Below are 21,800 nucleotides of genomic sequence, written 5' to 3'. Positions count from 1 at the left end.
TATTTTTAACTTTTTCTTAAGTATCTCAAATTTAACTAATAAAAGAGCGAACAATCGTGTTTATTCGGCATGAGCTTGTTGCATATTATAATATGAAACAAGATAATTGGAGAATTTGCACCAAAATGTTTCATTTTAAAAAATGAAACACAACAAACTGTCAGAAAATTAAGCAGTTATGTTTTTGCCTAAAAAAGAGAAAAAGAAAGAAATAAAACACGAAAATCTTTTTTTGAGCTGCTATTTTTTAACAAAATGGCGAAATGAAACAAAAAATTCATTTTATTCGTGCAAAATTTTAACAAATTATCAAAAAAATAATCTATTAAAAATTTCTAAAGGCAAAATGAGAAGAGCTATTTGAGTTTTGCAAAACATCATAAAAACAAAAAGCCGCTTAAAAAATTAAGCGGCTTTGAAATTTAGTAAAGAACAAATTATTCGATTTCAGAAACTCTCATCGTGTTAACCATTCCTCTATCTTTAATTGGCATTGCAGCAAGGTTGATTAAGTAATCTCCTTTTTGTGCATAACCTTTGTCAACTGCAATTTGATTTACATCTGTTACAGTATCGTCTGTACTCTCTTCATTATCATAGTAGAAAGATTTAACCCCCCATAATAAATTTAATTGAGTTAAGATTCTTCTGTTTGAAGTAAATACTAAAATATGAGCTGTTGAAGGTCTCCAAGCTGAAATTTGGAAAGCTGTGTAACCACTATTTGTCAAAGTACAAATTGCTTTAGCTTCAATCTCATTTGCTAATAAAGCTGCTTGGTGACAAACTGTTTTAGTAACGAAACGTTTTGTTTTAATTTGTGGCGTATTTTGAGGAACTTGAATAAGTGGTGAATTCTCAACAGCCTCGCAAATTTGTGCCATTCTTTGAATAACTTGTACTGGGTAGTTTCCTGTAGCAGTTTCTCCAGACAACATTACAGCATCTGCACCATCCATTACTGAGTTAGCAACGTCGTTTACCTCTGCTCTTGTTGGAGTTAAACTTGTAATCATTGTTTCCATCATTTGTGTCGCAACGATAACCGGAATTCTAGCCGTTTTAGCTCTTCTGATCAAATCTTTTTGCACCAATGGAACTTCGTGAGCAGGAAGCTCAACACCAAGATCTCCACGAGCAACCATTAAACCATCGCAATATGCTACAATCTTATCCATATTCTCAAGAGCTTCTGGCATTTCGATTTTAGCAACAATCGGAATTTTAACTTCTGAATGCTTAGCAATTAATTCTTGTAAGTCTTGTAAATCGCGTGGAGTTTTCACGAATGAAAGTGCGATCCAGTCAACTTTTTGTTCAATTGCAAAAATAGCATCTGCAATATCTTTTTCTGTTAAAGCTGGTAAAGAAATTTTTGTATTTGGAAGATTAACTCCTTTTTTAGATTTTAATTCTCCTCCTTGAATAACTTTAGCAACAACCTCAGTTTTTTTATCTGTAGAAACAATTTCAAAAATAAGTTTACCATCATCAAGCAAGATACGCTCTCCTGGATTAACATCATTTGGGAAATTCTGATATTTCATGAACACTCTTTTTGATGTTCCTATAATATCTTCAGCAGTTGTAAAAGTGATTTCATCTCCATCGTGTACAACAGTACCTTCTTCCATTACACCAACTCTAAGTTTTGGTCCTTGCAAATCTCCAAGGATTGCTGTTGTATAACCAAACTCTTCGTTTAATCCTCTAATGATATCGATTTTTTCTTTTACTCCCTCGTAATCTGCATGCGAAAAATTGATTCTAAACACATTAACACCTGCATCGATCATATCTTTAATGATCTCTCTTGTACCACAAGCGGGGCCGAGTGTAGCAACAATTTTGGTTTTCTTGTTTGTTAACATTTTTTTTAAAAAATTAGATTGTTTTTTGATTTTATTTTGTCTGTATCAACGGCATAAATAGCCGCAATACTTTCTATTGTGTTTAATTTTTGTTGAATTTCTGAAAAATTAAGCGCCTCTTCGCTATTATCAATTTTCAGGAAAAAATCGACTTTTTTAAATTCAGGAAGTAAATGAATTGTTGTCGAAACCTCACTTGTTTCATTAGAAAACAAATTCTGGAAATCATTCGTACTCACAGAAATGATTTCATTTTTATTCTGAATTAAATTCCAGGAAACAGCTTTTTCTTCATCATAATAATAGAATCTGGAAAAATTTGCTTCACCTTCCTTAGTTTGAGCATGGATCTCGTTTTTGCTCTTACTTAAGTTGATCGGAAGGATTTTATTGATAAAATAGGCTAATCTATAATCTTCTAATGAAGTATGAATTGCCATTAAATAATAATCAATTTCGTCAAATTCGTCAAAATCCAATTTATGAATAGCCATGTCTTGAAAAATCAAGTTGTAAATATACTATTTCTAAACGGAGCATCAACAGTTATGACATGCTTGTTTTGTTAAATTATAAACGAAAACGATGTAGCCTTGTGAGAGTTACATCATTTTTGCAGCTATTTCTTGTCAATTTTTTCTTGAAATGCAAAATAAGCTCTCTGTGATGCTTTTTCTTCTGCTTTCTTTTTAGAAGTTGCTCGCGCTCTTGCGACAACTTTATCGTCAATACTCAATTTAACACCAAATAAGCGTTGGCCATCTATTCCGTTATCTTCAAAAATGTCATAATGAAAAACTCTTTTTTCTTTCTGACACCATTCGATAACTAGGCTTTTATAGCTTATCACTTTTCCTTCTAATCGCGCAATATCTACATAAGGCGTAACTACTCTCTTTTGGATGAATTTCTCGCAAAAAGTATAACCTTTATCTAAATAAATAGCTCCTACAAGGGACTCAAAAATATTACCATGAATGTTTTCTCCAAAGTGCTGAATTGGCACCTTGCTCTCTACAAACTGCACTAAATTTAAGTCTTTACCTAATTCGTTCAAATGTTCTCGGCTCACAATTTTCGAACGCATTTTGGTCAAATAACCTTCATCTCCATTTGGAGCTTTATTAAATAAATGTGCAGCAATAACGGCACTTAACATAGCGTCTCCTAAAAATTCTAAGCGTTCATAATTTATAGGATGCCCATTCTGATCTAATTTATTAGAAGAGCGATGCGTAAAAGCTCTCCGATAAAAATCAACATTTGTAGGCGGAAAACCAAGAATTTTCTGAATAGTGTCAAAAAAAATCCCGTCTTCTAGAGAACGGGATTTAGAAAATATTTTTTTGATAATATTCATATACAGAAAATTAATCAGCTAGTTTTTTAAACAATACGCAAGCATTGTGTCCACCAAAACCAAATGTATTACTCATAGCAACATTTACTTCTCTTTTTTGAGGTTTGTTTAGAGTAAGGTTTAAAGATGGGTCAATGTTTTCGTCAACAACGGTATGATTAATCGTTGGTGGAACAATTCCGTGCTGCATTGCCAAGATAGAAGCAATAGCTTCAATAGCTCCAGCTGCACCCAATAAGTGTCCTGTCATCGATTTTGTAGAGTTGATGTTGATATTTTTAGCATGATCACCAAAAACTTTGCTAATCGCTTTTAATTCAGCAACGTCTCCTAATGGAGTAGAAGTTCCGTGAGTATTGATATGATCAACTTGATCAGGGCTCATTCCAGCATCTCTCAATGTATTTTCCATTACTGCAATAACTCCAATTCCTTCTGGATGTGGTGCAGTTAAGTGGTAAGCATCAGATGACATACCTCCACCGCCAATTTCGCAGTAGATTTTTGCACCTCTAGCTTTAGCATGTTCGTAATCTTCAAGAACCAAAGCTCCTGCTCCTTCTCCTAAAACGAAACCATCTCTGGTTGCATCAAAAGGTCTTGAAGCTGTTTCTGGACTTTCGTTTCTTGTAGATAAAGCGTGCATTGAGCTAAATCCTCCCATACCTGCAATTGTAACAGCAGCTTCAGAACCACCAGAAACAATAACATCACACATTCCTAAACGAATGTAGTTGAAAGCATCGATTAATGCGTTTGCAGAAGATGCACAAGCAGAAACCGTTGTATAATTTGGTCCCATATACCCGTTACGCATAGAAATATGTGCAGGAGCAATATCGGCAATCATTTTAGGAATAAAGAAAGGATTGAACTTTGGAGTTCCATCACCTTTTGCATAATACAATACTTCATCTTGGAAAGTCTCTAAACCTCCAATTCCTGCTCCCCAAATAACACCAACTCTTTGTTTGTTTACGTTATCATTTGTGATTCCTGCATCCTTAATAGCTTCGTCACTGGCAGCAATTGCGTATTGTGCAAACTTATCTAATCTACGAGATTCCTTGCGATCCATGTAATCTTCAATATTGAAGTTTTTTACTTCGCAGGCAAATTTCGTTTTGTGTTTCTCGGTATCATAATATGTGATCGGAGCGGCTCCGCTAACCCCATTCACAAGTGCATTCCAATATTCTTGGATATTATTCCCAATAGGAGTAAGTGCACCTAATCCTGTTACAACAACTCGCCTTAATGCCATAAATATGTATTTTGTACTTTAAACAAATAAAACCCATGCTTTCTTAACTTATAGTTATTTAAGAGCCATGGGAATTACAATATAAATATATCTTTTTGATTGAAAATCAATCGAAATTTAAAATTTAAAAAAAATAATAACACCCGATTTTTAGAAAATCCAATTTTTCAAAAAACAAATCCCAATTTTGGAATTTGGACATTCAAATTTTGGAATTTTTAAAATTCGGGTGTGGTATTATTATTTTTTTGCTTCTTCGATATAAGAAATAGCTTGACCAACAGTAGCAATGTTTTCTGCTTGATCGTCTGGAATTTGAATATCAAATTCTTTTTCGAATTCCATAATAAGCTCAACAGTGTCTAATGAGTCAGCTCCTAAATCATTAGTGAAGCTTGCTTCTGTTACAACTTCGTTTTCGTCAACACCTAATTTGTCTACGATAATCGCTTTTACTCTTGATGCAATGTCTGACATAATCTTTAATTTTAGAATTTAATTTGTTGGCAAAAATAAAAAACTTTATTTTAAAACAACTATTTAGTTTATAAATGTGACACTAATTTATAAAATTAATTTCAAGAAAGGTCTTTTAAAGCTATTTATTTTCGATTTTTATTCCGTTTTTTGCACTCTTAAAACACACAGCTTTATGAAAAAAATTATCGTTTTTGCCTCAGGATCAGGAACTAACGCAGAGAACATTATAAAATATTTTTCGAACACCGAAATTGCAAAGGTTGTTTCGGTCTTTACAAATAATGCTTCGGCAAAAGTGATTGAAAGAGCAAAAAATCATCAAATTCCAGTCGAAATTTTCGAAAAAAATGAACTTTTAGAAAGAAAAGTGTTACAAAAAATACAGAAAATCGACCCGGATTTGATCGTTCTTGCTGGTTTTTTACTCAAATTCCCAGAAAACATAATTGAACAATATCCAAACAAAATAATAAACATACATCCGGCACTTTTACCTAGTTATGGAGGAAAAGGAATGTACGGAATGCACATACATAGAGCTATAGTTAATAATAAGGAAAAAGAAACCGGAATATCTATTCACTATGTTAACGAAAACTATGATGAAGGCGCTATTATCTTTCAAGCAAATGTAGCCTTAACGGATGAAGACACTCCAGAAACAGTTGCAGAGAAGATTCATGAGCTGGAGCAGAAACATTTTCCGGAGATTATCCACAGAATTCTTGACGAAAATTCCAAAATTTAAATTCCATCCCGATAGCTATCGGGACCAATTTTAGACAAAGCATTAAATCTGCAATCTAAAATCTACAATCTAAAATAAATAAATGAATCACGAAGTACATATATATACAGATGGCGCGGCAAAAGGAAATCCAGGAAATGGTGGTTACGGCGTGGTAATGGAACTGGTGGGCACTCCGCATAAAAAAGAATTCTACGAAGGCTTTCGCTTGACGACAAATAACAGAATGGAACTTTTGGCTGTAATTGTCGGATTAGAAAAACTGAAAAAGCCAAACATGAAAGTCCTTGTAGTTTCGGATTCTAAATACGTGGTTGATTCTGTTGAAAAAAAATGGGTTTTTGGTTGGGAGAAAAAAGGATACAAGGATAAAAAAAATCCTGATTTATGGAAACGTTTTCTAATTGTTTACCGCAAACACCAAGTCGATTTTAAATGGATCAAAGGTCACAACAATCATCCGCAAAATGAGCGTTGCGATCAATTGGCTGTTATGGCATCCATGCAGCCGAAACTTTCGGTTGATGTCTATTACGAAACCATCGGATCTAAAGAATAAAAAAAAATGCATCAATTGTTTGATGCATTTTTTTTTAACTTAAACTTTTACTAATTATTCTTTATCTAAATCTTTTGCCGTTTTAAATCCTGTCAAAAGTCCGATTCCCGCCATGATGAAAATAATTGAAGGATAAACTGCTCCGTCGTTTAAAGATGTGTAAGTTGTAATTAACAACGCAAGAAAAATTCCGACACCACTACCTATTAATAAGAATGCTAGATTTACTACAAAGATTTTCCACGCTGGAACTCCATTTCCCTTTCCTTGTAAAAAGATACTTGCGTCAACACCTTTTTCGATAAGAGCTAAACGCTCTCTGTTTCTTGTTGAATAAATAAGATAAACAATCCCGAAGATCATTAAGAAAAGACTGATTGGAATTAAAATTTTTTCGTCCATGATATTTTATGTTTTTAATTGATTGATATACCTCATATGACGAGGGCTTTTAAAATGAGGTTACAACTTTTAGTGAAAAATTTCAAATTTTAAAATCCAAACTCCAAAACCAACTGATAATCAATTAATTTTGATTGTAAAAAATTTTGACAAAGTTCAACTCCTATACTTTATTATATATTAAAGATTAGAATTTGGAATTTTCCCAAGAATTGGAAATTGGAATTTATTTTCACTTTTCTTGTAACCTAAATAAACAAACTGTCGTCCTATATAATATGAGCACAATACATGATCAACATTATATCGATAAAATTCTGCAGGGCGAGACGAATGCCTTTTCCGTTCTTGTGGATCGTTATAAAGATATGATCTTTACTTTAGCACTTAAAATGGTTAAAAACCGTGAAGAAGCAGAAGAAGTTGCTCAAGACACTTTTATAAAAATTTATAATTCTTTGACAAAATTTAAAGGAGAATCTAAATTTTCGACTTGGATTTATAAAATTGCCTACAATACTTGTCTAGACCGTTTGAAGAAAAACAAAAAAGACGATTTGAATATTTCTATAGATGATTTCTCTTCTCATTTAATCAAAACAATGGATAATGCATTGAGCGCTTTAGAAGAAAAAGAACGAAAGCAAACCATTCAGAAATGTTTAAATTTATTACCAAGTGACGAAAACTTCCTTTTGACCTTATTTTATTTTGATGATCAAAATTTAGAAGAAATTGGAAAAATCATGAATATATCGGCTAACAATGCTAAAGTAAAACTGTTTAGGTGTCGACAAAAATTAGCCGTAATTTTGAGACAGCAGTTAGAACCAGAAATAATAGAATGTTATGAAAGAGAGCGATAAAAATATAGAACAACTTATTGAAAAAATGATGGCCGATGAAAAACTGCAGTCACCATCAATAGATTTCACTTCTAAAATAATGGTTGAAGTTCATCTTTTAGAAGAGAAAAAACTGAAAACATACAAACCTTTGATTTCGAAACCAATCTGGATTTCGATCGGATTGGCTGTAGCTGTATTAGTAATTTATGTTTCCTTTTTCTCAGTTTCTGAAACTGATTTCAAAATTGATGAAGTTGGAAAATTATACTCTGATAGAATATCAACAGCGTTTTCTGGAATTCATCTTTCCAAAAACATCTTATACGCCATTTTAATTGTTCCAATTATGATTTTGGTTCAGGTTGGAATTTTAAAAAATTATTTTGATAAAAAGTATCAACTATAAATTTAAAAATGAAACATAAAACAACGATTTTTAAACACACTCAAAGACCAAAGAAAACATACATATATTCCTTTTTAATGTTGTTGTTATTTGTCACTAGTTATGCATCGGCAATTCCGTCAAACTTTTCGACTAAGGAAATAAAATTTGTTAGCGAAGGAATTTCACTTGCGGGAACTATTTTTACGCCTAACAACATACAAGCTGCCGTTGTAATTGTTCATGGATCTGGACAAGAAAAAAGAATGATGGACTTTGCTACAACTCTTGCCAACAATGGAATTGCAGTTTTAACGTATGATAAACGTGGAGTCGGAGAATCAGGCGGCGTGTATGCAGGACCTGAAGTAGGAACAAACAATGTTGATTTTGCCAATCTAACCCTTTTGTCTTTAGATGCAAGTGCTGCCGTAAATACTTTAGCCAAACATTTATCAAATTACAAAACATCAATAGGTTTAATAGGTGGCAGCCAAGCTGGATGGATTATTCCGTTAGCTGCAGAAAAAAATAAGAAAGTCAAATTTATGACCATCTTTAGTGGAGCTCTTATCACGGTTAAAGAACAATTGAGATTCCAATTTTATACAAATGGTGATCAAAAATTCTGGGACACGCACTCTGAAGAAGAGGCTAGAAAACATGTATTCAATGATCCGGACAAATATGAGTTCATTGATACAAATCCTAATGATGCACTTTCTAAATTATCAATTCCAGGATTTTGGATTTTTGGAAGCAAAGACATTCAAGTTCCTGCGAATTTATCCATCGAATATCTTGATAAATTAAAATCTAAAGGAAAACATTATGAATATAAATTGTTTCCAAATCTGGGACACAATACCGCTTTTTCAAAATCTGAAGAGCCTATGAACGATGCGATCAATTGGATTAAAAAACAATAGCATTAACTATAACTACAATATATCTTGAGATTTCTAGAAAATTATTTTGACAGGAAGTGCTTCTTGTAAAATTGTTAAAAAAACTTATATCACTGATGGTAAATTTATTTATCGTATTTTTGTAAGGTTCATTAAATTTTTGAAAAATGATACAAAAAACCATTACTCCTAAGGACAAAATTGTCAATCTTTCATTTGAAATTCCAAAAAACTATGTTGGAAAATCATTGAAAGTATCGATTGATTTCGAGAATGAAGTTGATCAAATTGAAAGTAATTTGTCCAAAGAAGACTTTGTTAAGTGGATTGAAAATGCTGAAAAATCCAAAACAATGTCTTTAGAAAAGTTTAATGAGAAATGGGAAGAAAAAAAACTGAAGATACAAAACAATATACGTTAGATATTTCCGAGAATTATTTCCAAAACTTAGAAGAGATTGTTGATTACATCGCTTTCGAAAAACACCAACCTTTAAACGCTATTAAAATTGGTAATGGAATTAACAAAACGATGAATAAAATCATTGAGAATCCCTTAATTTATTCCGAGTGTGAAAATCTTCCAACAAAATCCAAAATTTAAAGAGAAGCAACTTATAAAACTTGGTTAATTGTATTTAAAATTAAAAATTATCATATTACAATTCTTGGCGTTTTAAGTGGAAAAAGAAAATCTTCTTCATTTAAAAAAATAAGATAGAAATATAACCTGTAAAATATTCGCAATTATTTTCAAAAAACTTGCAGATTAATTCTGAAAAATCTATTTTAAGCTTCATTAAAAACAGTTTTTAACCAATTCATTTACAGTATTTTCACTCCGAAATTGATGTCATTTTTTTAAGAAAATTTTGAGAACCTAAACCATTGCAAGATTGTAACTTATGAAGTATCTTTGCACCCTAATTCGAAATTCATAAAATGAATAAACTATTGATTGTTGGAACAGTTGCTTTCGACGCGATTGAAACTCCTTTCGGAAAAACAGATAAAATATTAGGTGGTGCTGCAACCTACATCGGATTATCAGCGTCATTTTTTAACTTGCAATCGGCCATTGTTTCTGTAGTTGGCGACGATTTCCCTCAAGAACACTTAGATCTTTTAACTTCAAAAAATATTGATATCTCTGGTATCGAAATTGTAAAAGGAGGAAAGACTTTTTTCTGGAGCGGTTTATACCACAACGATTTAAATTCTAGAGACACTCTTGTAACAGAGTTGAACGTTTTAGCTGATTTTCAGCCAAAAGTTCCTCAAAACTACAAAGATGCTGATGTTGTGATGTTAGGAAACTTACATCCATTAGTACAAAGCAGTGTTCTGGACCAAATGGAGAAAAAACCAAAATTAGTAGTTTTAGACACTATGAACTTTTGGATGGACTGCGCTCTTCCAGAATTATTAGACGTTATTAAACGTGTAGATGTTATTACAATCAATGACGAAGAAGCGAGACAACTTTCTGGTGAATATTCATTAGTAAAAGCTGCTGCTAAAATCCAAGACATGGGACCAAAATATGTGGTGATCAAAAAAGGAGAACATGGAGCACTTTTATTCCACAACAGAGAAGTTTTCTTTGCACCAGCTTTACCATTAGAAGATGTTTTTGATCCAACTGGAGCAGGAGACACTTTCGCAGGTGGATTCTCTGGATTTATTGCACAAAGCGAAAACATTTCGTTTAACAACTTGAAGAATGCAATTATTTACGGTTCAAATTTAGCTTCGTTCTGCGTTGAAAAATTTGGAACTGAAAGGATGGAATCATTAAGTAAAGCCGAAGTAGCGATTCGATTACAGCAATTTAAGTCGTTAACTCAGTTTGACATAGAAATATAATGCCTAAGAGCCTCGATAAAACGGGGCTTTTTTTATTACGTTAATACACACAACTTACAACAACACACAAATAACAAAAAACAATGAGCGACGCTTTAAAACACGAATGTGGTATAGCCTTAGTTAGACTACTAAAACCGCTTGAATATTATAAAGAAAAATACGGAACTGCGTTCTACGGAATCCAGAAGATGTATCTAATGATGGAAAAACAGCACAACCGTGGACAAGACGGAGCTGGTTTTGCAAGCATTAAATTTGATGTAGAACCTGGACAACGCTATATCAGCAGAGTTCGTTCGAATCATTCACAACCTATCCAAGATGTTTTCAAACAAATCAATGAGCGTGTTAGCGAAGAACTAAAAGCGCATCCAGAACTTGGAGACGACATGAAAGAGCTAAAAGCAAATATTCCTTATGTTGGAGAATTGTTTTTAGGTCACGTTCGTTACGGAACTTTTGGAAAAAACAGCATCGAAAGTGTTCACCCATTTTTGCGTCAAAGCAACTGGATGCACCGTAACTTGATTTTGGCAGGAAACTTCAACATGACCAATGTTAAAGAACTTTTCGAAAATCTTGTTGAATTAGGACAGCATCCAAAAGAAATGGCTGATACCGTTACCGTAATGGAAAAAATTGGCCACTTCTTAGACAAGGAAGTTATGCAATTGTACCAAGACTGTAAAGCTGAAGGTTACTCAAAAAGAGATGCTTCTCCAGTAATTGCAGAGCGTTTGGATATTGCAAAAATATTAGCTCGTTCGGCTAAAAACTTAGACGGTGGTTACGCAATGGCTGGTTTATTAGGTCATGGTGATGCTTTTGTATTTAGAGATCCAGCAGGAATTCGTCCAGCTTATTATTACCAAGATGACGAAGTTGTGGTTGTAGCTTCTGAAAGACCAGTTATTCAAACGGTATTTAATGTTCCTTTTGAAAGCGTTCAGGAAATCGACCCAGGTCACGCTTTGATCATCAAGAAAAACGGAAATGTTTCTATGAATCAGATCTTGGAACCAACCGTTAAAAAAGCTTGTTCTTTTGAAAGAATCTATTTCTCAAGAGGAAGTGATGCTGAAATCTACCAAGAACGTAAAGATTTAGGAAAATTAATTTTACCTGCTGTACTTAAAGCAATTGACAGTGATACAGACAACACTGTTTTCTCTTATATTCCAAATACAGCCGAAACATCATTTTATGGTTTAGTTGAAGCTGCTCAGGATTTCTTAAATCAGAGAAAAAACAATTATATTCTAGAAAATAGAAATACATTAACAACAGAAACACTTCAGGAACTTTTAGCTGTAAAGATTCGTACAGAGAAAGTAGCCATTAAAGATGCTAAACTTAGAACTTTTATTACTGAAGATAGCAGCCGTGATGATTTAGTAGCTCACGTTTACGATGTTACTTATGGCGTAATTAAGCCAGAAGATAATTTGGTTATTATCGACGACAGTATTGTTCGTGGTACTACATTAAAAATGAGCATCATTAAAATGATGGATCGTTTGAAACCAAAACGTATCGTAATCGTTTCATCTGCACCACAAATTCGTTATCCAGACTGTTACGGAATCGATATGGCAAAATTAGAAGGTTTAGTTGCCTTTAGAGCAGCACTTGCTTTATTGAAAGAAAGAAACTTGTACCACATCGTAGACGAAGTTTATGCTAAATGTAAGGCACAAGAAAATTTCGCAGACAAAGACGTTGTTAACTATGTTACAGCAATATACGATCAATTTACAGATGAAGAGATTTCAGATAAAATTGCAGAAATGTTAAGCTCACCAGAAATTAATGCTGAAGTAAAAATCATCTTCCAGAAAGTAGAAGATTTGCATAAAGCATGTCCTAAAAATTTAGGTGACTGGTATTTCACAGGAGATTATCCAACTCCAGGTGGAAACAGAGTCGTGAATCGTGCATTCATGAATTTTTATGAAGGAAAAGACGCTCGAGCGTATTAATAAAATACTAATAAAAGGTTAAATAGTGCATTTCATCGGTTTTTTTTGCCGTTCATCCTATTTCTTTGGTGAAGTTGAAAAGCTATGATACTTTTGGAATACCATAACATTAGTAGGTTAAGTTTATGGTAGATTTGGGGCAAAAAGGGTGGAAGCAATTCCACCTTTTTTATTGGAATAAACTCAAACAATTTATAAACAGTCGATTATATATCTCTTAATCGGATTTACTTACCTTTCATCTAAAAATTTTTAATCATAAAAATAACTGCCGTAAATTTATTAGACCATAACGTTAGTAGGTTAGTTTATGGTAGATTTGGGGCAAAAAAGGCGGAATTTCTTCCGCCTTTTTTATTTAACACATAAAATACTGAAAAACAGTAAGTTAAATACGTTTTGTCGAGTTTAATTGCTTTTCATCTAAAAATTTTCCTTTATAAAAATAACTGCCATACATTTACTGAACCATAACATTAGTAGGTTAGTTTATGGTAGATTTGGGGCAAAAAAGGTGGAAGAAATTCCGCCTTTTTTATTGAATTACATCTAGACATATTACAAAATAGACCATACAAGCCTTTAAACGGATATACTTGCCTTTCGTCTGATATGTTTCCTTCAAAAAAATATCTGCCATACCTTTACACAACCATAACATTAGTAGGTTAAGTTTATGGTAGATTTGGGGCAAAAAAGGCGGAACTTCTTTCCGCCTTTTTTATTTTTCTTTTTTTTTAAGAGAATAGATGAAAGAAAATAGAACAAAGATTATACAAGAAAGGTATAGATAAAAAAAGACGAGCACCTTTTGGCACTCGTCTTTTCTCTTTATTCTTTACTCTATTCTCTTATTTGTCTAAAGCAAATCTTCTAGCCACTTCTGTCCAGTTAATTACACTGAAGAAAGCTTCAATATAATCTGGTCTTCTGTTTTGGTAGTTTAAGTAGTAAGCGTGCTCCCAAACGTCCATTCCTAAGATTGGAGTTCCACCGTGACCAGCAGCTTCTGGCATTAATGGATTATCTTGATTTGGAGTACCTACAACTTCTAATTTCCCTCCTTTTTGAACTGTTAACCAAGCCCATCCAGAACCAAATTGTGTAGCACCAGCTTTAGCAAATTTTGCTTTAAATTCTTCGAATGATCCAAAAGAAGACTCAATTGCAGCTAATAAATCTCCTGTTGGCAATCCTCCTCCGTTTGGAGACATTACAGTCCAGAATAAATTGTGGTTGTAGAAACCTCCACCATTGTTACGAACTGCAGCGTTAGATTTGTCTAAGTTGATTAAGATGTTCTCGATTGTTTTTCCTTCTAAATCTGTTCCAGCGATAGCTGCGTTAAGATTTGTAGTATAAGCGTTGTGGTGCTTTGTATGATGGATTTCCATTGTACGTGCATCGATATGTGGTTCTAATGCATCGTATGCATAAGGTAATTGCGGTAATTCAAAAGCCATGGTATTATGATTTTTATGGTTTATAATAATTTATTCCAAATTTAGACATTTAACTTTGGAATTGAAAATACTATTTCGTTATAATTGAATTAAATTCGCTGATAATTTACATTTTTACAATATAAACACCTGAAAATCTTCATTTTCCATTAAATGTAGTCATTGTATTTTCTAAACCAGCTGTTCCAAAAGTTCTAATAATTTCTGCTGAAGTTTCTAAACGTTCTGGAAGTTTTGCTTCTTCTTCAGCAGTCCATTCTCCTAAAACATAATCTACCTGCTGTCCTTTTTTAAATTGATCACTGATACCAAATCTGAAACGGGTATAGTTTTGTGTATTTAAAATTAAATTTATATTTTTCAAACCGTTATGTCCGCCGTCGCTCCCTTTTGGTTTGATCCTAATAGTGCCAAATGACAGGTTTAAATCGTCTGTAATGACCAAAATATTCTCAAGCGGTATATTCTCCTTATCCATCCAATATTTTACCGCTTTACCGCTTAAATTCATGTAAGTATTTGGTTTTAAAAGAAAAAAAGTCCTTCCTTTAAATTTATACTCAGCCAAAGCACCCAATTTTACGGTTTCGAATGAAAGTCCTTCTTTTTTGGCTAAAAAATCCAGGACTTTAAATCCGATATTGTGTCTCGTATTTACGTATTCCGCTCCTATATTTCCTAAACCTACTATTAAATATTTCTTCATATTATCTTCTATGTTCTCTTCTTTTGGTGTTGATGAAAACAGTTTTGTTATCCATTTTATCATGACTGCAAAAGTAAGATTAATTAGAGAATGTGACAATTTGTTAATTAGATAATTTGAGAATGCGACAATTAGACAATTACTTGCTGGCTGTGATTTAACTGCAAAGATCGCAAGGGTTTTGCGCTAAGAACGCTAAGAAATAGCTTTTACTGAGATTTGCAAAGAACACAAAGACTTCGACTTCGTTCGGCCTGACAACTATGAAAAAACTTAGTATATCAGACTCTTAGCAACTTAGAACCTTATGAAAAAGATATTTTCTCGCTAGCCCTGACAGGAGCGGCATCCTTTTTCTGGCTTCTTTAGCCAGGAAAAGATACAGCGGATGGCAGGAACGTCACGTCTTATGAAAACGGAAAGTTGCTGCTTCTAAAAAATAATTAGAAAATTTGAGAATGTGACAATTAGAGAATTTCTTTAAAAAAAAAACTTAGCATCTCAGCACCTTAGAAACTTAGAAGCTAAAAAAAAGCCCCAATCGTAAGATTGAGGCTTTTTGTATGAGTTGAAAAAAATTATTTTTTCTTTCCTTTTGCAGGAGCTTTTGCAGCTTTTGCAGCCTCTTGAGCAGCTTTCATAGCAGCACGAGAGATTCTCACTTGACAAACAACAGTGTTGTCTGGGTGCATAATTTTGTACTCTGGTTTTCCAACTTTAGTAACGTATAATTTGTTACCCATTTCAAGTGGAGTGATGTCAGCTTCAACGAAATCAGGAAGATTTGCTGGTAAAGCTTTAACTTTTAATTTACGTTGGTTCAAACGTAAAACACCTCCCGCAAGAACACCTTTAGATGTACCAACGATTTTCACAGGAACTTCCATTGTGATTTCTTTATCATCAAATAATTGGAAGAAGTCAATGTGTAAAATTTTGTCAGATACTGGGTGAACTTGGATATCTTGCAAAATTGCATTGAATGATTTTCCTTTTCCAAGTTCGATCACAACAGTGTGAGCGTTTGGAGTGTAAACCAAGTTTTTGAATGCAGTAACGTCTGCTGAGAAGTGTACTGCCTGGTTTCCTCCGTATAAAACGCAAGGTACCTGTCCAGCATTACGTAAGGCTTTAGTTGACACTTTGCCCACGCTTTCTCTTTCTGATCCTTTAATTGTAATCGATTTCATTGTAAAAAAATATAGTTATTAAATAAATATTCTTGTTTGCTATGGCTTTAGGCAATACGCCTTAAGCTTTTATGCAAAGTAAATAAGCTTACGACCTAAAGCCTACAGCTTACTGCTTTTACATAATGAATTTTCCACTGATGGAATTGTTGTGGTGAACCATTTGCATTACCTCAGCAAATAAAGGCGCGCAGCTTACCACTTTTATCTTTTTTGACTCTTTCTTTAACGGAATAGAATCTGTTACGATTAATTCTGTTAGTTTTGAGTTTTCGATTTTTTCGTATGCTCCACCAGATAAAATAGCATGCGTACAAATTGCTCTTACACTTAGCGCTCCTTTTTCGATCATAAGGTCTGCCGCTTTCGCTAAAGTCCCTCCTGTATCGATCATGTCGTCTACTAAGATTACGTTACGTCCTTTTACTTCACCAATTAGTTCCATAGTGTCGATAACGTTGGCTGCTTTTCTTTGTTTGTAACAGATTACTACATCTGATTCTAGAAACTTAGAGTAAGCATATGCTCTTTTTGAACCTCCCATATCTGGAGATGCAATTGTCAGATTTTCTAAATTTAAACTTTCTACGTATGGTAAAAAGATCGTAGATGCAAATAAATGATCTACTGGTTTTTCGAAGAATCCTTGAATCTGATCTGCGTGCAAATCCATAGTCATGATTCTTGTTGCTCCTGCAGCTGTTAGTAGGTTTGCTACTAATTTAGCTCCAATTGGAACTCTTGGTTTGTCTTTTCTATCTTGTCTTGCCCAACCAAAATAAGGCATAACAGCTGTAATATGTCTTGCTGATGCACGTTTTGCCGCATCAATCATTAACAACAATTCCATCAGATTATCTGCACTTGGAAAAGTTGAACATACGATGAATACTCGTAAACCTCTTATTGATTCTTCGTATGACGGCTGAAATTCTCCATCACTATACGTTGACATCGTTACTTTTCCTAACGGAATTCCGTAATCTTTTGCAATTTTTTCTGCAAGATAAACACTTTGTGAACAAGCAAAAATTTTAGCTTCTGGTTCTAGGTGCGACATTGTAATTTGTTGTTTTATTCCGTTACTTTTAAAAAAAATCAACTTTATATTTCAATAAAGTCGAAAGCGTATAAATGTCTCGGATGTAGTTAGTTGTGTGTGCTTCGTTTTAACGAGCTGCAAATTTATAAAATTTATTGAACACTGAAAGCAAAAATTTAAGTATTTTTAGTAGTTCGTTTAAAATTATTTTTTACATTTGCACCGTGTTAAAGGAATGACGCCATTTATGACTTCATTCTATTGCGTTAAAATAACTGATTTATCATTTATTTTTTCGTCTGCTACGCCCGGATGGCGGAATTGGTAGACGCGCTGGTCTCAAACACCTGTGGGAAACCGTGCCGGTTCGACTCCGGCTCCGGGTACATAAAAACCTCTTCTTATACGGAAGAGGTTTTTTTTATTTATACTGCTTCACAAACTGCATGATGCAAAATTGAAAAATTGCATGAATTAGCAATAAAACACAATTGATTTGCTTTCTGATGCAACTCTAAAGCCAATTCAATTTGATCTGAATTTGAAATTTTTACTTTCGGATATAATCTTGCCTCAACAAAACGACCGCTTCCATCTTGATTTACTTCTAAAGTTGCTTCTGCACTATCTGAATATTCTAAAACTTCTATTCCGTTTTGGGAACAGACATATAAATACGACATCATATGGCAGGAAACCAAACTGCTTAACAATAAATCTTCTGGATTGTATAATTCTGGATCACCTTTAAAGGCTTTTGCTGCTGAAACATCTAAAATTGGTTTTCCTTCAATTTTTATTTGATGGGTTTTGCTGTATTTTTTTATAGAAGAATCTTCTTTTTTTGAAGTCCAGTTTAATTGAGTTTTAAATAAATGCTTCATTTTGCTAAGTTTTAATTTTTACTAGCTCTACTTTAAATTAATATCGCAAAGTCGCGAAGACGCAAAGTTTATTGTTTTTCGTGGCGACTTTTCGAGATCCAAAATGCCTTATATAAATTTATTTTAATTTATCAAATTCAGCTTCGGCTTCATCTAGGCAAAGAAGTCTCCCCTCGAAATACGGAAAATAATTCACCTTATCAATCGATAATTTCTGTATTTCATTTTCACCAATTCGCAAGTATATTTTTTTTGGAAAAACCCTTCTTACGATCAAATAATCAACAATTTTAAAATTCCCTTTTATTATTTTATCACCAAGAGGACATTCTATTTCTGTATTAAAGATTTGTTTTTCTATACTTATTAGATTTTCTTTTTTTGACAAAGATTCCCATTTACATTTTTCGATCTTGCCACTTTTACTTTTTTCAATCCTGTATTTGTTTTTTTTATCTAAATCATATTTAGAAACTTGATCCAAAATCTTGCTGAATTCTACAAGACTTATAAATTTTCTCTTTTGTTCATTAAGAACAACCGCATGATGATCAATTTCTTTAAAGCTTTTACTGTTTTCTAAACAAACCTCTGAAAATCCAGTTTCAGAATCGCTTTGAAATGGTACAAGTGAAGTCAGCAATATAAATATCATTATACCAAAAAAATATTTTTTCATCAATTTCATCCTGTTTTTTGAATCGAACTCACGAATTTATATAAATTGAAATATAGCTAAAGTGTAATTTCACAAATTGTCACAATCTAAAATTCGTGAATTCGTGGCAGAAAACAAATAAAAAAAACCTCGAAAGCACAAACTTTCGAGGTTTTTAGAAAATTACTAAATTAATAAACAGATTCTAAAACTATTTTTTAACTGAAAACTTAAAAGTAGTTTTCGTTTTATAATTTTCTCCCGGATTTAAAACTGTTGTTGGGAAATTTTTCTGGTTTGGAGAATCTGGATAATGTTCAGTTTCTAAACAAAGTCCTGTTCTGTGTGCAAAAGTTCCTCCGTTTGGCATTGGCAAAGTTCCATCAAGGAAATTTCCAGAATAGAACTGAATTCCAGGTTCGTCTGTTGTCATTTCCATAATTCTTCCGCTTGCTGCGTGGTATACTTTTGCAATAATTGTTTTTCCTTTTTCAGGGTTATTCAACACCCAACAGTGATCATAACCTTTTCCTTTTTCTAATTGATCATTTTTAGCATTGATAGCTGCCCCAATTAATTTTGGCGTTCTGAAATCGAAAGGTGTACCAGCAACATCTTCTAATTTTCCTGTCGGAATTAAATCAGCATCAACTGGAACCAATTTATCTGCATTTAAAGTCAATTCGTGATCTAAGATGGTTTTGGTAAAATCTCCAGATAAATTGAAATATGAATGCTGCGTCAAGTTAACAACCGTTTTTTTGTCTGTTGTTGCTTCATACAAAACTTCTAACTGATTGTCATTTGTCAATGTATAAGTCACAAAAACTTTTAAAGTTCCAGGATAACCTTCTTCCATATCTTTGCTTACATAAGATAATTTTAAAGATGCTGTATCGCCAGATTTAACCTCATCTGCTTTCCAAACCACATTAAAAAATCCTTGCGGACCACCGTGTAAAGCATTTGGTGCGTTGTTAATCGCTAATTGATACTCTTTTCCGTCTAATGAAAATTTACCTTTTGCAATTCGATTTCCATATCTTCCGATTAAAGCTCCGAAAAACGGATTTTCTTTTTCATATTGAGCTAAAGAACTAAATCCGATTACTACATTTTCTGAAACCCCTTCTTTATTTGGCACTTTCAAATCTGTAATTCTTCCACCAAAAGTGATGATATCCACTTCCATCCCATTTTGGTTTTTCAGTTTATAACTTTCGACTTTTTCGCCTTTTGCTGTTGCTCCGTATTCCGATTTTTCAATCGTTACTAAATTTTTTCCTTCAGTAGCCACTTTTTCTGTATCTGCTTTTTTATCACTTTTACATTGAACTAAAACTATTGCAGTTCCAAGCAAGCTTAATATAAAAAGAGATCGTTTTAATACATTCATAAATGATATTTTTTGGGTTTGTAAAAAGTTAAATGTTTAGATGTAAAATGTTAGACCTGAAATTTAATCATTTTAAAAATGTAAAAATTACCTTTTTAAATTTTTTCACATTTTACATCTTACAAATTACATTTTACCGCCTTACAGGCCGTGTTGAAACAAATGAAAGTATGCTTCGTTAGCATTGATTTTATCTTTAAACTCTCTTACAGTTGTTTTTTCATCAATTACCAATAATTCGATTCCTGCAATATCTGCGAAATCTTCCATATATTCTGTAGTAATTGACTGGCTGTAAACCGTGTGGTGCGCTCCACCAGCCAAAATCCAAGCTGTTGCTGCAACTTCTAAATTTGGCTTGCAATCCCAAAGAACACGTGCTACAGGTAATTTTGGTAATTCTGCCATTGGTTTCACTGCTTCCACTTCGTTCACAATTAAACGGAAACGAGTTCCCATATCAACCAAAGAAACATTAATTGCATCTCCTGCAGGCGAATTAAACACCAAACGAGCTGGATCTTCTTTTCCGCCAATTCCTAATGGATGCACTTCGCAAGAAGGTTTTCCGTCAGCGATTGATGGACAGATTTCCAACATGTGAGAACCTAAAACATAAGATTTTTGTGGTGTGAAATGATATGTGTAATCTTCCATAAAAGAAGTTCCGCCTTCTAAACCAACACACATTACTTTTAAAGCTCTAACCATCGCGGCTGTTTTCCAGTCTCCTTCTCCACCAAAACCATAACCGTCGGCCATTAATCTTTGTGTTGCGATTCCTGGCAATTGTTTCCAAACTCCAAGGTTTTCAAATGTATCTGTGAAAGCACCGAATCCTCCTTCTTCAAGGAAAGCTCTTAATCCTAATTCGATTTTTGCCGCTTCAACTAATGAACTTCTTTGTGCTCCACCTTCTTTTAAAGAATCTGTTAAGTTATAAGAAGACTCATAAACTGCTAATAAATCAGCTAATTGTTTGTCTGTTACTTTCTCGATATGCTTTGTAACGTCTGAAGAATCGTATCCGTTTACAGACATTCCGAAACGAATTTGAGCTTCGACTTTATCCCCTTCTGTAACGGCAACTTCACGCATATTGTCTCCAATACGAGCTACTTTTAGGTTTTGAAGTTCGTCCCATCCAAGAACAACTCTTGACCAAATTCCTAATTGTTTTTGAACTCTTTGATCTTCCCAATGTCCTACAACTACTTTACGTTTTTTACGTAAACGAGACATAATGAAACCGAATTCACGATCTCCGTGAGCTGATTGGTTCAAGTTCATGAAATCCATATCGATGCTTCCCCACGGAATTTCAGCGTTATATTGTGTATGTAAATGGCACAATGGTTTTTTAAGGATGTTTAATCCGCCTATCCACATTTTTGCTGGAGAAAAAGTATGCATCCAAGCAATAATTCCAATACAGTTTTTAGCAGAGTTTGCTGCCAAACACACATCTAAAATCTGCGAAGGAGATTTCACTACATCTTTGTAAACCACTTTTACCGGAATTGATGATGAAGCATCTAATCCTTTTGCAATAATCTGTGAATGTTCTGCTACTTTTCTAAGCGTTTCTTCACCATATAATTCCTGGCTTCCTACTACAAACCATACTTCTTTTTGAGATATATCAATCATTTTTTTATTTTGTTTCAAGTTTTCTTTGTTTCAGGTTTCAGGTTCTGAAATGCGGAAAATCTCATTGTTATGTTATTATTTTTGTTTTTGTTTGTTTCAGATTCCAAGTTGAACGTTCCAACAACTTGAAACACAATA

The 21,800-nt window shown here is 33.4% G+C and carries 22 protein-coding genes and 1 tRNA gene; 9 read left to right on the top strand and 14 right to left on the bottom strand.

The window, feature by feature from the left end; all coding sequences use genetic code 11:
• Nucleotides 1-437: 437 nt before the first annotated feature.
• The 5 genes from pyk to DM397_RS17935 form a co-directional block, all read right to left on the bottom strand.
• Nucleotides 438-1,871: a pyruvate kinase gene (gene pyk / locus DM397_RS17955; RefSeq protein ID WP_111378850.1), complete on the bottom strand. Its 1,434-nt coding sequence runs from the start codon at nt 1,869-1,871 to the stop codon at nt 438-440.
• A gap of 5 nt (nt 1,872-1,876) precedes the next feature.
• The gene (locus DM397_RS17950; protein WP_111378849.1) at nt 1,877-2,365 is read right to left on the bottom strand and encodes an IPExxxVDY family protein; all 489 of its coding nucleotides are present in this window, start codon (nt 2,363-2,365) and stop codon (nt 1,877-1,879) included.
• A gap of 125 nt (nt 2,366-2,490) precedes the next feature.
• Nucleotides 2,491-3,231 carry a ribonuclease III gene (gene rnc, locus DM397_RS17945; protein ID WP_111378848.1) on the bottom strand — a complete coding sequence of 247 codons (741 nt, stop codon included), beginning with the start codon at nt 3,229-3,231 and terminating at the stop codon, nt 2,491-2,493.
• Between the two features lie 10 nt (nt 3,232-3,241).
• Nucleotides 3,242-4,495 (bottom strand): beta-ketoacyl-ACP synthase II, encoded by a 1,254-nt coding sequence (gene fabF / locus DM397_RS17940; protein WP_111378847.1) that lies wholly within the window; start codon nt 4,493-4,495, stop codon nt 3,242-3,244.
• 240 nt (nt 4,496-4,735) lie between these two features.
• Nucleotides 4,736-4,972, bottom strand: coding sequence for an acyl carrier protein (locus tag DM397_RS17935; protein ID WP_007137004.1), 237 nt, complete (start codon nt 4,970-4,972; stop codon nt 4,736-4,738).
• A gap of 175 nt (nt 4,973-5,147) precedes the next feature.
• On the opposite strand from DM397_RS17935, the gene purN reads away from it, so the two are divergent.
• The gene (gene purN, locus DM397_RS17930; RefSeq protein WP_111378846.1) at nt 5,148-5,723 is read left to right on the top strand and encodes a phosphoribosylglycinamide formyltransferase; all 576 of its coding nucleotides are present in this window, start codon (nt 5,148-5,150) and stop codon (nt 5,721-5,723) included.
• 82 nt (nt 5,724-5,805) lie between these two features.
• Nucleotides 5,806-6,282 carry a ribonuclease HI gene (gene rnhA, locus DM397_RS17925; protein ID WP_095930688.1) on the top strand — a complete coding sequence of 159 codons (477 nt, stop codon included), beginning with the start codon at nt 5,806-5,808 and terminating at the stop codon, nt 6,280-6,282.
• Nucleotides 6,283-6,336: 54 nt separating this feature from the next.
• Here the strand turns inward: rnhA and DM397_RS17920 are convergent, their stop codons facing one another.
• Nucleotides 6,337-6,684: a DUF6249 domain-containing protein gene (locus DM397_RS17920; protein WP_111378845.1), complete on the bottom strand. Its 348-nt coding sequence runs from the start codon at nt 6,682-6,684 to the stop codon at nt 6,337-6,339.
• Between the two features lie 278 nt (nt 6,685-6,962).
• Between DM397_RS17920 and DM397_RS17915 the strand changes: the two genes are divergently transcribed.
• The 6 genes from DM397_RS17915 (at nt 6,963) to DM397_RS17885 (ending at nt 12,673) form a co-directional block, all read left to right on the top strand.
• Nucleotides 6,963-7,550 (top strand): RNA polymerase sigma factor, encoded by a 588-nt coding sequence (locus tag DM397_RS17915; RefSeq protein ID WP_111378844.1) that lies wholly within the window; start codon nt 6,963-6,965, stop codon nt 7,548-7,550.
• The gene (locus DM397_RS17910) at nt 7,534-7,938 is read left to right on the top strand and encodes a hypothetical protein (RefSeq protein ID WP_111378843.1); all 405 of its coding nucleotides are present in this window, start codon (nt 7,534-7,536) and stop codon (nt 7,936-7,938) included. Before DM397_RS17915 ends, DM397_RS17910 begins: the two co-directional genes overlap by 17 nt.
• An 8-nt stretch (nt 7,939-7,946) precedes the next feature.
• Nucleotides 7,947-8,846 carry an alpha/beta hydrolase family protein gene (locus DM397_RS17905; RefSeq protein WP_204251882.1) on the top strand — a complete coding sequence of 300 codons (900 nt, stop codon included), beginning with the start codon at nt 7,947-7,949 and terminating at the stop codon, nt 8,844-8,846.
• 146 nt (nt 8,847-8,992) lie between these two features.
• A complete protein-coding gene (locus DM397_RS17900) occupies nt 8,993-9,247 on the top strand; it encodes a hypothetical protein (RefSeq protein ID WP_111378841.1) in 255 nt (84 codons plus the stop codon).
• Between the two features lie 520 nt (nt 9,248-9,767).
• Nucleotides 9,768-10,691: a PfkB family carbohydrate kinase gene (locus tag DM397_RS17890; RefSeq protein WP_111378839.1), complete on the top strand. Its 924-nt coding sequence runs from the start codon at nt 9,768-9,770 to the stop codon at nt 10,689-10,691.
• Between the two features lie 83 nt (nt 10,692-10,774).
• Nucleotides 10,775-12,673, top strand: a complete 1,899-nt coding sequence (locus DM397_RS17885) for an amidophosphoribosyltransferase (RefSeq protein ID WP_111378838.1) — start codon at nt 10,775-10,777, stop codon at nt 12,671-12,673.
• Nucleotides 12,674-13,524: 851 nt separating this feature from the next.
• Here the strand turns inward: DM397_RS17885 and DM397_RS17880 are convergent.
• The 4 genes from DM397_RS17880 to DM397_RS17865 all read right to left on the bottom strand — a co-directional run bounded on the left by DM397_RS17880 (nt 13,525) and on the right by DM397_RS17865 (nt 17,092).
• Nucleotides 13,525-14,136, bottom strand: a complete 612-nt coding sequence (locus DM397_RS17880; protein ID WP_111378837.1) for a superoxide dismutase — start codon at nt 14,134-14,136, stop codon at nt 13,525-13,527.
• Between the two features lie 139 nt (nt 14,137-14,275).
• Nucleotides 14,276-14,905, bottom strand: a complete 630-nt coding sequence (gene pth / locus DM397_RS17875) for an aminoacyl-tRNA hydrolase (protein WP_111378836.1) — start codon at nt 14,903-14,905, stop codon at nt 14,276-14,278.
• Between the two features lie 515 nt (nt 14,906-15,420).
• A complete protein-coding gene (locus DM397_RS17870; protein WP_111368498.1) occupies nt 15,421-16,032 on the bottom strand; it encodes a 50S ribosomal protein L25/general stress protein Ctc in 612 nt (203 codons plus the stop codon).
• Nucleotides 16,033-16,150: 118 nt separating this feature from the next.
• Complete coding sequence (locus DM397_RS17865; protein ID WP_111378835.1) at nt 16,151-17,092, bottom strand: ribose-phosphate pyrophosphokinase; 942 nt, start codon at nt 17,090-17,092, stop codon at nt 16,151-16,153.
• A 288-nt stretch (nt 17,093-17,380) separates the two neighbouring features.
• Here DM397_RS17865 and DM397_RS17860 point away from each other — a divergent pair.
• Nucleotides 17,381-17,460 (top strand) — tRNA-Leu (locus tag DM397_RS17860).
• A 39-nt stretch (nt 17,461-17,499) separates the two neighbouring features.
• Here DM397_RS17860 and DM397_RS17855 read toward each other — a convergent pair.
• The 4 genes from DM397_RS17855 to araA form a co-directional block, all read right to left on the bottom strand.
• Nucleotides 17,500-17,958, bottom strand: coding sequence for an OsmC family protein (locus DM397_RS17855; protein WP_111378834.1), 459 nt, complete (start codon nt 17,956-17,958; stop codon nt 17,500-17,502).
• A gap of 118 nt (nt 17,959-18,076) precedes the next feature.
• Nucleotides 18,077-18,637, bottom strand: coding sequence for a hypothetical protein (locus DM397_RS17850; protein WP_142479079.1), 561 nt, complete (start codon nt 18,635-18,637; stop codon nt 18,077-18,079).
• A gap of 190 nt (nt 18,638-18,827) precedes the next feature.
• Entirely contained in the window at nt 18,828-20,012 is a 1,185-nt protein-coding gene (locus DM397_RS17845) for an aldose epimerase family protein (RefSeq protein ID WP_111378832.1), read from the bottom strand.
• 141 nt (nt 20,013-20,153) lie between these two features.
• Nucleotides 20,154-21,662 (bottom strand): L-arabinose isomerase, encoded by a 1,509-nt coding sequence (araA, locus tag DM397_RS17840; protein ID WP_111368490.1) that lies wholly within the window; start codon nt 21,660-21,662, stop codon nt 20,154-20,156.
• Between the last annotated feature and the right edge of the window lie 138 nt (nt 21,663-21,800).

This window comes from Flavobacterium nitrogenifigens, from assembly GCF_003254565.1.
Lineage (GTDB): Bacteria > Bacteroidota > Bacteroidia > Flavobacteriales > Flavobacteriaceae > Flavobacterium > Flavobacterium nitrogenifigens.
Note: the sequence above shows the minus strand (reverse complement) of the source record. Positions and strands in the feature narration are given on the sequence as shown.

What these genes read in the sequence shown, in the direction of transcription:
- DM397_RS17845 (WP_111378832.1), bottom strand. Translation starts at nt 20,012, where the DNA reads ATGAATGTATTAAAACGATCTCTTTTTATATTAAGCTTGCTTGGAACT.
- DM397_RS17850 (WP_142479079.1), bottom strand. Translation starts at nt 18,637, where the DNA reads ATGAAAAAATATTTTTTTGGTATAATGATATTTATATTGCTGACTTCA.
- DM397_RS17915 (WP_111378844.1), top strand. Translation starts at nt 6,963, where the DNA reads ATGAGCACAATACATGATCAACATTATATCGATAAAATTCTGCAGGGC.
- DM397_RS17885 (WP_111378838.1), top strand. Translation starts at nt 10,775, where the DNA reads ATGAGCGACGCTTTAAAACACGAATGTGGTATAGCCTTAGTTAGACTA.
- rnc (WP_111378848.1), bottom strand. Translation starts at nt 3,231, where the DNA reads ATGAATATTATCAAAAAAATATTTTCTAAATCCCGTTCTCTAGAAGAC.
- DM397_RS17865 (WP_111378835.1), bottom strand. Translation starts at nt 17,092, where the DNA reads ATGTCGCACCTAGAACCAGAAGCTAAAATTTTTGCTTGTTCACAAAGT.
- pyk (WP_111378850.1), bottom strand. Translation starts at nt 1,871, where the DNA reads ATGTTAACAAACAAGAAAACCAAAATTGTTGCTACACTCGGCCCCGCT.
- rnhA (WP_095930688.1), top strand. Translation starts at nt 5,806, where the DNA reads ATGAATCACGAAGTACATATATATACAGATGGCGCGGCAAAAGGAAAT.
- DM397_RS17870 (WP_111368498.1), bottom strand. Translation starts at nt 16,032, where the DNA reads ATGAAATCGATTACAATTAAAGGATCAGAAAGAGAAAGCGTGGGCAAA.
- araA (WP_111368490.1), bottom strand. Translation starts at nt 21,662, where the DNA reads ATGATTGATATATCTCAAAAAGAAGTATGGTTTGTAGTAGGAAGCCAG.
- DM397_RS17910 (WP_111378843.1), top strand. Translation starts at nt 7,534, where the DNA reads ATGAAAGAGAGCGATAAAAATATAGAACAACTTATTGAAAAAATGATG.
- DM397_RS17905 (WP_204251882.1), top strand. Translation starts at nt 7,947, where the DNA reads ATGAAACATAAAACAACGATTTTTAAACACACTCAAAGACCAAAGAAA.
- fabF (WP_111378847.1), bottom strand. Translation starts at nt 4,495, where the DNA reads ATGGCATTAAGGCGAGTTGTTGTAACAGGATTAGGTGCACTTACTCCT.
- purN (WP_111378846.1), top strand. Translation starts at nt 5,148, where the DNA reads ATGAAAAAAATTATCGTTTTTGCCTCAGGATCAGGAACTAACGCAGAG.
- pth (WP_111378836.1), bottom strand. Translation starts at nt 14,905, where the DNA reads ATGATAAAATGGATAACAAAACTGTTTTCATCAACACCAAAAGAAGAG.
- DM397_RS17855 (WP_111378834.1), bottom strand. Translation starts at nt 17,958, where the DNA reads ATGAAGCATTTATTTAAAACTCAATTAAACTGGACTTCAAAAAAAGAA.
- DM397_RS17900 (WP_111378841.1), top strand. Translation starts at nt 8,993, where the DNA reads ATGATACAAAAAACCATTACTCCTAAGGACAAAATTGTCAATCTTTCA.
- DM397_RS17890 (WP_111378839.1), top strand. Translation starts at nt 9,768, where the DNA reads ATGAATAAACTATTGATTGTTGGAACAGTTGCTTTCGACGCGATTGAA.
- DM397_RS17880 (WP_111378837.1), bottom strand. Translation starts at nt 14,136, where the DNA reads ATGGCTTTTGAATTACCGCAATTACCTTATGCATACGATGCATTAGAA.
- DM397_RS17950 (WP_111378849.1), bottom strand. Translation starts at nt 2,365, where the DNA reads ATGGCTATTCATAAATTGGATTTTGACGAATTTGACGAAATTGATTAT.
- DM397_RS17920 (WP_111378845.1), bottom strand. Translation starts at nt 6,684, where the DNA reads ATGGACGAAAAAATTTTAATTCCAATCAGTCTTTTCTTAATGATCTTC.
- DM397_RS17935 (WP_007137004.1), bottom strand. Translation starts at nt 4,972, where the DNA reads ATGTCAGACATTGCATCAAGAGTAAAAGCGATTATCGTAGACAAATTA.